Source organism: Streptomyces nitrosporeus, from assembly GCF_008704555.1.
Classification (GTDB): Bacteria; Actinomycetota; Actinomycetes; order Streptomycetales; family Streptomycetaceae; genus Streptomyces; species Streptomyces nitrosporeus.
The window spans coordinates 2,864,514-2,877,493 of sequence record NZ_CP023702.1 but is presented as its reverse complement, the minus strand read 5'-3'; the positions used below and the strand labels follow the sequence as shown (position 1 = coordinate 2,877,493).

Sequence of the window (12,980 nt, the reverse complement as noted above, 5' to 3'; positions counted from 1 at the left end):
TGGAATATGACGCGATCCGGCCGGAGGATGGCTCGTATGCGTCTGTCGGTTGACCGGAAGAAATGATGTAGCATCTGCGAATGCGTAGTCACCAAATCAATAGGCTGACCTGGAAGTAAGGACGGCTGGATGCTCACTCTTGGGCTAGGTGGTTCCAATCACGACTTCTCGGCCAGTCTCGTCGAGAACGGTGAGATCGTTGTCGGTATCGAAGAGGAACGGCTGACACGACGTAAGTACGCCGTCAATGTGAATTCCCTGGCGAACCAGTGCTGGCGGTACTGCCTCAACACGCACGGGGTCCGGCTCGGTGACGTCGAGGCGATTGTCGCGGACGACACCCTCCTGCCCAGCTGCTATTTCTCCTTCCGCAGCCGGACGACGCTCATCAGACACCACATGGCGCATGCCGCGAGTGCTTTCTATCCCTCGCCCTTCGCCGAGTCCGCGATTCTCGTGGTCGACGGCGCCGGCAGCCTGTTCGAGGGGCAGGGCGTCGAGACCCTGAGCATGTCGGTCGGCAACGGCACGGAGATCACCGAGATCTCGAAGGTGTACGGAACCAACTGGAGCACCGACGGCCTGCGGGAGGCCAAGGTCTACCAGGCCGGTGACAGCGACCACTCGCTGGGCTTCATGTACAAGGCGGTCAGCAAGGCCATCGGCTTCACCCTCTACGAGGAGGGCGCCTGGTACCTGACCGAGGACGGCAAGACCATGGGCCTCGCGCCTTACGGCACCGACCGCTACCGGACGGTGTTCCGCCGCTACCTCGATCTCCAGCCGGAGGGCAAGTACACGCTGCACCTGAAGGACGGCGGACTGCTCGACTTCGTCGAGCACGCCCTGGACGGACTCGAGGGCGAGGAGCGCTTCGCACGCGGCGCCGACCTCGCCTGGGCCGCCCAGGACCTGCTGGAGACCGCTGTGCTGCACGCCGCCAACTGGCTGCACGCCGAGACCGGGCTCTCCCGCATCTGCCTGGCCGGCGGTGTCGTCCTCAACTCGGTCGCGAACGGGAAGATACTCCGGAACACCCCGTTCACCGAGGTCTTCGCCCAGCCCGCCGCGGGTGACAACGGCTGTGCGGTCGGCTGCGCGTACTACGGCTACCACGTCCTCGGCGAGCAGCCGCGGCCGCGCGGCCCGAAGGCCCCGAAATCGGCTCCGCGGCCCCAGCGCCACAGCTATCTCGGCCGTTCGTACAGCACGGAGGAGATCCAGACCGCCCTCGACGCCTCCGGGCTGCCCTACCGGCGGGTGGAGCGGCCGGCCAGGCTGGCGGCCGGACTCCTCCCGCAGGGCGCGCTCATAGGCTGGTTCACCGGAGGCTCCGAGTTCGGGCCGCGCGCCCTGGGGCACCGCAGCATCCTCGCGGACCCCCGCCGCGCGGAGATGAAGGACATCCTCAACAGCAAGGTCAAACACCGCGAGGCGTTCCGGCCGTTCGCCCCCGCCGTCCTGGCCCACCGGGCCTCCGAGTACTTCGACCTCGACATCGAGTCCCCGTACATGCTGATCGTGGCGCCGGTGCGGGAGGAGAAGCAGCAGGAGGTGCCGGCCATCACCCACGTCGACGGCACGGCGCGGGTCCAGACGCTGACACCGGAGGCGAACGGCGTCTTCTACGAACTGGTGGAACGGTTCGAGGAGCTCACCTCCGTGCCCGTCGTGCTCAACACCTCGTTCAACGACCGCGGTGAGCCCATCGTCGAGACCCCCGAGGAAGCGCTGCGCTTCTACGGGAAGAGCCGGCTCGACTACCTCTTCCTGGAGGACTTCGTGGTGGCCCACAGTGCGGCGGACCTCGACTCGGTGACGGAGACGGTGGAGTGAGCGACGAGCCGAAGATGCGGTACGAGCCCTGGCGGGCCCTCGCGCTGTGGGGGGAGGAGGAGGAAGCCGCCGCCGTGGAGGTCATCCGGTCGCGGTCCCTGTTCCGGTACTACGGGCCGGACCTGCTCCACCGGACGGACGCGTTCGAGACCGCTTTCTCCGAGATGGCGGGCGTCCCGCACACGGTCGCCGTGACATCCGGCACCGCCGCGCTCACCTCCGCGATGGTCGGGCTCGGGATCCCGGCACAGGCGGAGGTGATCGTTCCCGCCGTGACCTTCGTCGGCAGTGTCAGCGCCGTCGTCGGGGCCCGCGGCGTCCCCGTCTTCGCCGAGGTCGACGACTCGCTGACCCTGGACCCCGCGAGGATCGAGGAGCTGATCACCGAGCGGACCTGGGGCGTGATGCCGGTCCACCTCAACAACGTGGCCGCCGACATGGGGCCGATCACGGAGGTGGCGCGCCGGCACGGACTGCGGGTGATCGAGGACGCGGCCCAGGCCGCCGGGGTCAGCTACGGGGGACGGCCCGTCGGCAGCCTCGGTGACGCGGGTGCCTTCAGCTTCCAGCTCGACAAGAACATCACCGCCGGCGAGGGCGGCGCGGTCACCGTGACCGATGCCGATGTGTACGACCGGGTGGCCCGGTACCAGGACCAGGGCGGCCAGTTCACCACCTCCAAGGGCATGACGCGGGGGGCAGGCGACACACCGCCGTTCATCGGCGCCAACCAGCGCATGACGGAGCTGACCGCGGCCATCCTGTGCGCGCAGCTCCCCCGCCTCGTCCCCATGTGCCGGCGGCTGCGCGACGTGGCGCGCCACGTGCGGAGCGAGACCGCCGACCTGTCGGTCCACTGGAGGCGGCTGCCGGACGAGGAGGGATCGGGCGGCGACCTCACGTTGTTCCTGGACTCCCGGCTCCAGGCGCGCGCCTTCGTCACCGGCCTGAACGACGCCGGCATCCCGGCGCACACCATGTACCAGGGGCAGCCGGTCACGGCCAACCGCGCGGTACGGGAGGGGCGTACACCCTGGGGCGTGGAGTGGGACCGCCCCCCGCGGTACCGGACGAGCGAAGGGCTCCTCGGCCGCTCCGTCACCATCGGGCTGGGTGCCGCCATGACCGAAGAGGACGTCGACGCCGTCGTCACCGCCTTCCGCAAGACCTACGAGGGCATCGTCCGAGCCGACTGAGTGAGTACCGCCGACAGGAGTGGAGCGACACACCAGCATGTCCCTGTACGACATACCCGTACGCACACTCGAGGGTGAGCCCGGTGACCTGAGCCCTTACCGGGGGAAGGTCCTGCTCGTGGTCAACGTGGCCTCGCAGTGCGGGCGCACACCGCAGTACGCGGCACTCGAGGAGCTGCACCGGCGCTACGGCGCCCGGGGCTTCACCGTCCTGGGCTTTCCCTGCAACCAGTTCGGCGAGCAGGAGCCTGGCACCCCTGAGGAGATCCGGGCGTTCTGCTCGGCCACCTATGACGTCACCTTCCCCCTCCTGGAGAAGGTGGACGTCAACGGCCCCGGACGGCATCCGGTCTACGAGTTCCTCACCACCGCCCCCGACGAGCACGGGGTGGCCGGGGACGTCGAGTGGAATTTCGAGAAGTTCCTCGTGTCGCCCGACGGCCAGGTGGCGCACCGTATCCGTTCCGGCGTCAAGCCGGGCACCCCCGAGGTCACCGACAGGATCGAAGCACTGCTGCCGGCCTGACCGGGGCCCGGTCCGCCGTGCCGGCCGGAGAGCGGCGGCGAGCGCTCTCCTCGCACCCGAGGCCCTGACACGCCCGGGGACGGACCTCGCGGCCGGTCCCCGGGCGGCCCTCGCCCGAGGCTCCTGCACGGAGCGGGGGCCGGCGGGCCAGGGCAGGGTGCCGGGCGTATCCGGGGGCGCCCGGCCGGCCGTCGCCCCGGCGGGCACGGCGCTTCTCCCCGGACGCGAGGGGGCCGGGACGCCCGAGGTGCGCCCGGACGCCGGCCAGGCGGCTGCGCGGTGGCGGAGCACCGGGAAGAGCTCGCGGCCGCCCGGCCGGTTCCGCACGCACGGTCGGCGGCACGGCGAGGTCACAGGCGGCCTGGACGCGCGGTCGTACAGCCGCAGGGCGGCGCGGCACACGGAGAAGCGACGACCGGGGCCGCCACCCCCCACAGGAGAGGCCCCGGCCGTCTTTCACGGAACCGCTGGGCGGCCCCGTACTCCTCTCAGCGCCACGGGTGCGTTTTCTGTCACACCGCACTGCGTCAGGAGACGGTTGCGTGTTGTACAAGTCATGGACGGGGTGCTGTCCGAGCACGTAGCGTGCTGAGTCGCGCACAGTGGCGTGGCGGTGGTGACCAGCCGCGATTCGGATCGGCAGGGCGGGTTGAGGGAGTGCTGGGGGACGACGCGGAGCTGACCGCCGCGGTGCTCGCGGCGCAGGACGGGGACGAGGACGCCTTCCGTACTGTGTACCGCGCCGTGCATCCACGGCTGTTGGGGTACATACGGACGCTGGTGGGCGAACCGGACGCCGAGGACGTGGCCTCCGAGTCATGGCTCCAGATAACGCGGGACCTGGGCGGCTTCAGCGGGGACGCCGACCGCTTCCGGGGCTGGACGGCCCGGATAGCCCGTAACCGCTCGCTGGACCACATCCGGATGCGGGGCAGGCGTCCGGCGATCGGCGGCGACGAGAGCGAACTGGCGGGCCGGGCCGCCGAGTCGGACACGGCGGGCGAGGCGCTGGAGGCGCTCGCCACCGGCCGCACCCTGGACCTCATATCCCAGCTCCCGCAGGACCAGGCGGAGGCCGTCGTGCTGCGGGTCGTCGTCGGTCTGGACGCCAAGAGCGCGGCACGGACGCTGGGCAAGCGGCCCGGCGCGGTGCGCACGGCCGCCCATCGCGGACTGAAGCGGCTGGCGGAACTGGTGGGGGCGGACGGCGGTCCCGCGGGCGGCCGGTCCGGCGCCCCGGACGACGGGGTCCTGGAGCGGGGCGCGGGGCTCGGTGCCGTACCCGCGCAGCGCCTCGCGCACGACGGCGCGACGGCGCCCGCCGGTGTGACGCATTCGCGTGCGTGGACGCAGAGGGACATGTGATGGCCGACGAGCGGTACGAGTGGCTGGACGCGGACGCGGCGGAGGCCTTGCTCCGCGGCGAGTGGACCGAACCCGCCGGCGCTCATGGCCTGACCGGCGCACGGGAGCTGGAGGCCGCGCTGCGCGCGCTGCGCGCACCCTGTCCGCCCGGGGCCGGACTGCCGGGCGAGGAAGCCGTACTGGCCGCGTTCCGGGAGGCGGCCGCGGGGCGGGCCGGGGCGGCCCGGACAGCCGGTGCCGGGCGTCCGGACAGCCTCGCGCACACCGTGCGGATCGGTGTGCCGCACCAGGGGCCCGCGCGGCGCCGTCCCCGCTGGAGCCGCCCGCTCCGCTACGGTCTGGCCGTCTCGCTGGCCGGGTGCGCGCTGGGCGGGGTGGCGGTCGCGGCGGGTACGGGTGTGCTGCCCGTGCCGTTCGGCGACCGGGTCTCCCCGGTCCCGGCCTCGTCGGTGTCGGCCGCGGCCACTCCCGATGAACTACGCGCGAAGCCGCCCGGGGCACCGCCCTCGGCCCGGTCCTCCGGCTCCCCCGACGCGCCCGCCCCGACGGCGGATCCGGACCCCTCCGGCCCCGGTGAGGACGGACGGGAGTCGCCCCGGGACGGCTTCGGCGGCGGGGTGGACCGGGAGCGGGCCGGGGACGGCGGCCGGGGCGACGGCGCCGGCGGGGACGGTCCCGGGCACTCCCCGGAGCCGTCCACGGGCCCGCCCGGGAAGGACCCCGCCGGCGTGTACGGGAAGTGGGTCCAGGGCTGCCGTGACCACCGCGCCGGACGGCTGGACGGCGAGAGCAGGCGCAGGCTGGCCGAGCTGGCCCGGGGCGAGAAGAACGTGGAACGGTTCTGCGACCACCTCCTGGGCGGGGGCGGGGACAAGGGCGGCGGGAAGGGGAACGGCGGCGACGGGCCCGGGGGTACGGACGAGGAGCCCCAGGAAGGCGGCAAGGAGGCCCTGCCCTCGCTCACCTTCCGGACCGGGGAGGCGGAGGACACCGGCTCGGCGGAGGGCGCCGACGCGGCGGAGGGCGAGCCGCGGCCGACCGGGTCCGCCCCTTCCGCGTAGCCGACAACACCGCGCTGACCTGGGCATACGGGAGGGCGGAGCGGCAGGTGTGACACTTTTCGGCCCGGGGACGCAGTACTGAGTGCCGACTGGTCATCGGCCGCGCGAGAGAGCCGGGGTTCCCCCCGTACCTTCGGCTCGGCGCACATGGCGCGGGCGGGACACGTTCCCCCGGTCCCGTCCGCGCCCCTCACGGCCGGCCCGCCGGGGCGGGCGGCCTACTTGTAGACGACGACCTTGTCGCCGTCCTTCACCTGGGCGTAGAGCGCCGCGATCTTCGCCTCGTCGCGGACGTTCACACATCCGTGGGAGGCGCCCGCGTAGCCGCGGGCCGCGAAGTCCGAGGAGTAGTGCACCGCCTGGCCCCCGCTGAAGAACATGGCGTAGGGCATGGGGGAGTCGTAGAGCGTGGACACGTGGTGGCGCGACTTCCAGTAGACCGAGAAGGTGCCCTCGCGGGTCGGGGTGTACTCCGAGCCGAAACGGACGTCCATCGCCGAGACGGCCCGCCCGTCGATCATCCACACCAGTGTGCGGCTGCTCTTGCTGATGCACAGCACCCGGCCCTCCAGGCACCGCGGGTCCGGCTTCGACGGCTCCCGTTCGGTCGGCGGGCGGAGCTCGTCGGCGGACGGCTTCCGGGTCATGCCCAGGAGCCGTTCCCAGGTCACGGTGTCGGTCCTGCCGGTGGAGGGCAGCGCGCGCTTGGCCTGGAAGGACCGGACGGACGCCTCGGTGGTGGTGCCGTAGTACCCGGTGGGGCCGCGGTCGAAGTGGCCGATCTGCCGCAGGCGTGCCTGGAGTTCGCGGACCCGCTCGCTGCTGTCGCCGGTCTTCATCAGGGTCTTCGCCACGGGCGTGGGCGTGGGCTCCGGCGCCGAGGGCGAGGCGCTGTCCGGGGCTGCGGGTGCGGACGGTTCGGGCGGTTCGGGCGAGGGCGGCCGGGAGGAGGCCGGGGGGCCGGGGACGGCACTCTCCCCCTCGCCGGACCCGGCGTCCTCGGAGGGGGCCGCCGGTGCCGAGGGGGCCGGTGGCGTGGAGGGGGCGCCCGCCGCCCCGGCGGGCTCCACCCGGCATCCCGCCGTCAGCGCGGTGAGGGCGAGTACCCCGGCGGCGGCCGCCGCCGCACGCCGTCGTCCCGCCCGGCCGCCCGTCCGAACCGTTCCCATCCTCGGCCCCCTTCGTCCGCCTCCGTCGCCCCGGCCGTCCGTACACCGGCGGCCACCGGCGGGGTCGTCATCCCAATGGACGGATTCCCACCCCCACCGGTTGCCGAATCCCGCGCATGATGGGAACCGGCCGGCGGGTGCACGGCGCGCGCTGTGAGCAAGGTCCCAGGCGCGGAGCCCTTCCCGGGAGGACGGCCGCCGCTAGGGTCTGTCCGGCGGAACCTGTTACCCACAAGTAACTGAACGGGAGGCATGGCGCATGACGCGTGAGTCCGAGTCGGGACTGCCCATCGAGCCGGTGTACGGGCCGGACGCGCTCGACGGCTGGAGGGCCGAGGAGAAACTGGGTGAGCCGGGGGCGTACCCCTTCACCCGTGGTGTGTACCCGTCGATGTACACGGGCCGCCCCTGGACGATGCGCCAGTACGCGGGGTTCGGCACGGCCACCGAGTCCAACGCGCGCTACAAGCAGCTCATCGCCAACGGCACGGCGGGACTGTCGGTCGCCTTCGACCTGCCGACGCAGATGGGGCACGACTCGGACGCGCCGATCGCGAGCGGCGAGGTCGGCAAGGTGGGCGTCGCGATCGACTCGATCGACGACATGCGCGTCCTGTTCGGCGGGATCCCGCTGGACAAGGTGTCCACCTCGATGACCATCAACGCCCCCGCCGCACTCCTGCTCCTGCTCTACCAACTGGTCGGCGAGGAACAGGGCGTCCCGGCGGACAAGCTGACCGGCACCATCCAGAACGACGTGCTCAAGGAGTACATCGCCCGCGGCACCTACATCTTCCCGCCGAAGCCCTCGCTGCGGCTGATCGCCGACATCTTCAAGTACTGCAAGGCCGAGATCCCGAAGTGGAACACCATCTCGATCTCCGGCTACCACATGGCGGAAGCGGGTGCCTCGCCCGCGCAGGAGATCGCGTTCACCCTGGCCGACGGCATCGAGTACGTCCGTACGGCCGTCGCCGCCGGCATGGACGTGGACGACTTCGCGCCCCGGCTCTCCTTCTTCTTCGTCGCCCGTACGACGATCCTGGAGGAGGTCGCCAAGTTCCGTGCCGCCCGCCGGATCTGGGCGAAGGTGATGAAGGAGGAGTTCGGCGCGAAGAACCCCAAGTCGCTGATGCTCCGCTTCCACACCCAGACCGCGGGCGTGCAGCTCACCGCCCAGCAGCCCGAGGTCAACCTGGTCCGCGTCGCCGTCCAGGGGCTGGGCGCGGTGCTCGGCGGCACCCAGTCGCTGCACACCAACTCCTTCGACGAGGCCATCGCCCTGCCCACCGACAAGTCGGCCCGCCTGGCGCTGCGCACCCAGCAGGTGCTGGCGTACGAGACGGACGTGACGGCGACGGTGGACCCGTTCGCGGGGTCGTACGTGGTCGAGAGGATGACCGACGACGTCGAGGCCGCCGCCCTGGAACTGATGCTCCGCGTCGAGGAGATGGGCGGGGCGGTCAACGCCATCGAGCGCGGTTTCCAGAAGAGCGAGATCGAGCGTTCCGCCTACCGCATCGCGCAGGAGACCGACAGCGGCGAACGCGTCGTCGTCGGTGTCAACCGCTTCCGCCTCGACGAGGAGGAGCCCTACGAGCCGCTGCGCGTGGACCCGGCGATCGAGGCCCAGCAGGCGGACCGGCTCGCGAAGCTGCGTGCCGAGCGCGACCAGGGCGCGGTGGACGCGGCGCTGGCGGAGCTGAGGAAGGCGGCTCAGAGCCCGGCGGACACGGTCAACGTCCTCTATCCGATGAAGGACGCGCTCCGGGCGAGGGCGACGGTGGGCGAGGTCTGCGACGCGCTGAGGGAGGTCTGGGGGACGTACGTCCCGACGGACGCGTTCTGAGGGACGCGCAGGGACGCGTTCTGAGAGGCGTGCTCCGGGGGACTCGCTCCAGGGAGGGTGTTCCCGGGGACGCTTGTGGGGAGCGTGTTCCGGGGGAGGTGCTTCCGGGGAGCGTGTCCCGCCCCGGGGGCGCATCCGGCGGGCCGGATTCCGGACAGGGTGGACGGCGTGTCGTACCCGCGTGCGACACTCCGTCCATGCTAGGAGTGACCGATCTTCCGACCTACCTCGCCGGCCTGGTGCTGATCATCCTGCTGCCGGGCCCCAACTCGCTGTACGTGCTGTCCGTCGCCGCCCGGCGCGGGGTGCGGAGCGGATATGTGGCCGCCGCCGGGGTGTGGACGGGGGACACGGTGCTGATGACGCTGTCCGCGCTCGGGGCCGCCTCCCTGCTCCAGACCACGCCGGTGCTGTTCGCCGTGGTGAAGTACGCCGGCGCGGCCTATCTGACGTGGATGGCCGTCGGGATGCTGCGGGCCGCCGTGGCGACGTGGCGCGAGCGGCACCGGCGGGTGGCCGAGCTGACGGAGGAGCCCGGCCCGGCCGAGGCGCGGGGCGAGCGGGAGCGGCCCTACCGGCGGGCGCTGGTGGTCAGCCTGTTCAACCCGAAGGCCATCCTGTTCCTGGTCTCCTTCTTCGTGCAGTTCGTCGATCCGGGCTACGCCTACCCGGCCCTGTCGTTCCTGGTGCTGGGCACGCTGCTGCAGATCGGGAGCTTCCTGTACCTGTCCACGCTCATATTCGGCGGCACCCGCCTGGCCGCCGTCTTCCGCCGCCGGAAGCGGCTGTCGGCGGGGGCCACGTCGGCGGCGGGTGTGCTCTTCCTCGGGTTCGCGGCCAAGCTGACGTTCAGCGGCGTCTGACCGGGGGCGCCCGGCCCGGCGGGGCTCAGGGCTCCTGGGGGAGGGGAGCCCGGAGCCCTCAGTGGTGCCAGGCCCTGCCGCCCACGTTGTGGATCATGCGCTGGAGGACCTTCAGGGCGGCGACGAACTCCTCGTCCGGGATGCCGTCGTGGATCTCGGCGCGCGCCCGTGCGACCCGCTCGTACGCCTTGTCGCGCAGCGCGTGGCCCTCGGGGGTCAGCCGGAGCCGGGCGGTGCGGTCCTGGGTGACCAGGCCCCGGGCGACGAGGGTGTCGATCTCGGGTTCCAGCGCGTCGCCCACGTCCAGGTAGCCGCGGAGGAGCGCGACGACCTCGGAGCGGGGCCGTCCCTCCCCGTCCGCCCCGACGAGCTGGTTGAGGACCCACCACGGCGGCTGGGTCAGGCCGTGTTCGGCCAGTGCGGCGCGGATGTGGGTGACGGTCGCGTCGTGGGCGGCCCAGCTCCAGTAGCCGATGGGCTGGAGGGCGAGTCGGGTGTCGTCGTGTGAGTAGTCCATGTCCTGGACCGTAGAAGCTCAAGCATGCTTGAGGTCAAGGCCTGTTCCGGCGGGGCGCTCCGCGGACCCGGGGGTGTCCCCGCCCGCCGGGCCCTCGCCCGGCCGACGCCCCGCCCCACGGCCCCCGCCCCTCCCCGCCGGTCCCGGTCCGGGTCACTCCGCCGATGCCCAGAGTTCACCGTTCGTCGGGCCGGGGGACACCCGCTCCTCCAGGTGCGTCACTACGTTGTGCGCATCTGACCGAAGGCGAGGGCCCGCGTGCCGAAACTGTCCGTTGTCGTCCCGTTCCACAATGTCGCGGCCTATGCCGACACCACCCTGGGGAGCCTGGCCCGCAACGCGGGCCCGGACGTGGAGTTCCTGCTGGTCGACGACTGCTCCACGGACGACACCCCGGCGGTCGTCGACCGGTGGGCCGACCGGATCCCCGGCGCGGAGGTCATCCGGCACACCGCCAACGCGGGCATCGCGGCGGCCCGGAACAGCGGTATCGACGCGGCACGCGGCGACTTCGTCACCTTCCTCGACGGCGACGACTGGTACGCGCCCGGCCATCTGGCCCGGCTGCTGCACGCCGCCCGGGAACTGGACTGCGACTTCGCCCGCACCGACCACGTCCAGGCCACCGGCACCAGCAGGGTGGTGCGCCGGGCGCCCGCCCGCCTGAGGGGCACGGTGCTCGACCCGCGCGAGGGGATCGCGGCACCGGAGCGGGAGACCATGGTCGACTACCCGTTCGTCTGGGCGGGGATCTACCACCGGCGGCTCTTCGAGGACGGCGCGCTGCGTTTCGACACCGGGCTGCGCACCGCGGAGGACCGGCTGTTCGTCTGGCGGCTGCACCTGCACGCCCGCACCTACGCGGCCCTCGGCCTGTACGGGATCTTCTACCGGCGCGGGGTCGCCACCTCCCTCACCCAGATCAAGGACTCCCGGCAGCTGGACTTCTTCCCCGCCTATGACACGCTCCTGGCGGAGATCGGCCGGGACCGGGACGCGGAAGTCCTGCTGCCCAAGGCGGTCCGCACGTACTGCGCGATGATCGCCTTCCACAACGGGAAGGCGGACGAGTACGACCCGCCGACCGCGAAGCGGCTCCGCCAGGAGTCGGCCGCCGCCCTGCGCCGTATGCCGCAGCAGGTGCTGGAGACGACCCTGTCGATGATGGACACCAGGCGCAGCACCCTGCTCAACCGCCTGCGTGACAAGCAGAAGGCGGCCTGAACCATGACCGTGCGCACCCAGATCTTCCAGGTCTCCACCCTCTACGGCGCGGCGACCGTCGCGGCGGCACTGGACGCGGGTCTGTTCGGGCCCGGCCGGGACAGCCACCGGATCCTGCTCGTCTCCAACAACGCCGAGGTGCCCGAGACCGCGCTGCGCCTGGAGGAGATGCGCGGTTACGGCTCCCTCGCCGCCCGCTTCGACGCGGTCGTCGACTGGAACGAGGCGATCAGCCCGCACCACCCCAGCGGCTGGGGGCCGCGTGCCGAGGAGACCGTGCTGTGGCAGCGCGCCTTCCGCCTGGCCTGGGGCATAGGCCCCGACACCCCCGTCGAGCTGGCCGTGGAGTCCATCCAGGTCAATCCGGCCCGCGCGCTCGCGGCGATCTTCTCCGAGAGCGCCCTGCACGTCTACGCCGACGGCCTGATGAGTTACGGCCCCACCCGCAACAAGCTCCCGGTGCTGATCTCCTGCCGCGTCCAGCGGGTGCTGCACCTGGACCTGGTGCCCGGCCTCACACCGCTGCTGCTCACCGAGGCCGGGGTCGGCTCCGAACTCGTCCCCGACGACGCCTTCCGGGCCGTCCTCGCCGAGATCGCCCGCGCCGCCGACGGTGACCGGCTGCTCGCCGGGGCCGGGGAACAGGCCCCCACCGCCGTCCTGCTGGGGCAGTACCTCGCCGCGCTGGGCATCCTCACCCCCCAGGAGGAGGAGGACCTGCACGTGCGGATGCTGCGCGGCGCCGTGCGCGCCGGTCACACCAGCGTCCTCTTCAAGCCGCATCCCACCGCTCCGGCGCGCTACTCCCGCGTCCTGGAGGACGCCGCCGCCGAGGCCGGTGTACGCCTGACCGTCCTGGACGGCCCGCTGCTCGCCGAGACGCTGTACGAACGGTGCCGGCCCGCCCTGGTCGTCGGCTGCTTCTCCACCGCGATGTTCACCGCCGCCGTGTACTACGGCATCCCGGTGGCCCGGGTCGGCACCCGTCTCGTGCTGGACCGCATCACCCCGTACGAGAACAGCAACCGCGTCCCCCTCACGATCGTCGACCACCTGGTGCCCGACCTGGACCAGCAGGGCCCCGGACCCGTCCCCGCCCTGCCCGCCACCGCGCCGGCGACGCTCGCACCCCTGGTGGGGGCGGTCGGCTACTGCATGCAGTCCGGCCTCCACCCCCAGCTCCGCCCGGCGGCCGAGGACTGGCTCCGCACCCACCTGGACGCCACCACCCAGCACTACTTCAAGCGCCGGCGCCTCCAGAAACTCCTCCTCCCGGGGGCCGGCCCGCGCGGAGCGGCCGTACGCCTGCGCCGCACCGTGCGGCGTACGCGCAGCAGTCTCGGACTGTGACCCGGCCCGGGGCCGCGCCCCGGC

The 12,980-nt window shown here is 72.4% G+C and carries 11 protein-coding genes; 9 read left to right on the top strand and 2 right to left on the bottom strand.

The window, feature by feature from the left end; all coding sequences use genetic code 11:
* Nucleotides 1-129 precede the first annotated feature (129 nt).
* From CP967_RS12470 to CP967_RS12450, 5 genes are all read left to right on the top strand, one after another.
* Nucleotides 130-1,836 (top strand): carbamoyltransferase family protein, encoded by a 1,707-nt coding sequence (locus CP967_RS12470; RefSeq protein ID WP_150488061.1) that lies wholly within the window; start codon nt 130-132, stop codon nt 1,834-1,836.
* The gene (locus CP967_RS12465; protein WP_150488060.1) at nt 1,833-3,032 is read left to right on the top strand and encodes a DegT/DnrJ/EryC1/StrS family aminotransferase; all 1,200 of its coding nucleotides are present in this window, start codon (nt 1,833-1,835) and stop codon (nt 3,030-3,032) included. Before CP967_RS12470 ends, CP967_RS12465 begins: the two co-directional genes overlap by 4 nt.
* Before the next feature lie 37 nt (nt 3,033-3,069).
* Nucleotides 3,070-3,558, top strand: a complete 489-nt coding sequence (locus CP967_RS12460) for a glutathione peroxidase (RefSeq protein WP_150488059.1) — start codon at nt 3,070-3,072, stop codon at nt 3,556-3,558.
* A 657-nt stretch (nt 3,559-4,215) separates the two neighbouring features.
* Nucleotides 4,216-4,923, top strand: a complete 708-nt coding sequence (locus CP967_RS12455) for an RNA polymerase sigma factor (RefSeq protein ID WP_150488058.1) — start codon at nt 4,216-4,218, stop codon at nt 4,921-4,923.
* The gene (locus CP967_RS12450; protein ID WP_229888165.1) at nt 4,902-5,984 is read left to right on the top strand and encodes a serine/threonine-protein kinase; all 1,083 of its coding nucleotides are present in this window, start codon (nt 4,902-4,904) and stop codon (nt 5,982-5,984) included. The genes CP967_RS12455 and CP967_RS12450 overlap by 22 nt, the downstream gene beginning before the upstream one ends.
* A 218-nt stretch (nt 5,985-6,202) precedes the next feature.
* On the opposite strand, the gene CP967_RS12445 is transcribed toward CP967_RS12450, so the two are convergent.
* On the bottom strand, nt 6,203-7,153 hold the full coding sequence (locus tag CP967_RS12445; protein ID WP_150488057.1) for a L,D-transpeptidase family protein: 951 nt from the start codon (nt 7,151-7,153) through the stop codon (nt 6,203-6,205).
* Nucleotides 7,154-7,412: 259 nt separating this feature from the next.
* Here CP967_RS12445 and CP967_RS12440 point away from each other — a divergent pair, with 259 nt between their 5' ends.
* Nucleotides 7,413-9,002, top strand: coding sequence for an acyl-CoA mutase large subunit family protein (locus CP967_RS12440; protein WP_150488056.1), 1,590 nt, complete (start codon nt 7,413-7,415; stop codon nt 9,000-9,002).
* A 197-nt stretch (nt 9,003-9,199) separates the two neighbouring features.
* On the top strand, nt 9,200-9,865 hold the full coding sequence (leuE, locus tag CP967_RS12435; protein ID WP_150488055.1) for a leucine efflux protein LeuE: 666 nt from the start codon (nt 9,200-9,202) through the stop codon (nt 9,863-9,865).
* A 58-nt stretch (nt 9,866-9,923) separates the two neighbouring features.
* Here the strand turns inward: leuE and CP967_RS12430 are convergent, their stop codons facing one another.
* Nucleotides 9,924-10,382, bottom strand: coding sequence for a MarR family winged helix-turn-helix transcriptional regulator (locus CP967_RS12430; RefSeq protein WP_150488054.1), 459 nt, complete (start codon nt 10,380-10,382; stop codon nt 9,924-9,926).
* Nucleotides 10,383-10,640: 258 nt separating this feature from the next.
* On the opposite strand from CP967_RS12430, the gene CP967_RS12425 reads away from it, so the two are divergent.
* Together CP967_RS12425 and CP967_RS12420 are read left to right on the top strand one after the other, a co-directional pair.
* Nucleotides 10,641-11,606, top strand: a complete 966-nt coding sequence (locus CP967_RS12425) for a glycosyltransferase family 2 protein (RefSeq protein ID WP_150488053.1) — start codon at nt 10,641-10,643, stop codon at nt 11,604-11,606.
* Nucleotides 11,607-11,609: 3 nt separating this feature from the next.
* Nucleotides 11,610-12,956: a polysialyltransferase family glycosyltransferase gene (locus tag CP967_RS12420; protein ID WP_150488052.1), complete on the top strand. Its 1,347-nt coding sequence runs from the start codon at nt 11,610-11,612 to the stop codon at nt 12,954-12,956.
* Nucleotides 12,957-12,980: the final 24 nt, after the last annotated feature.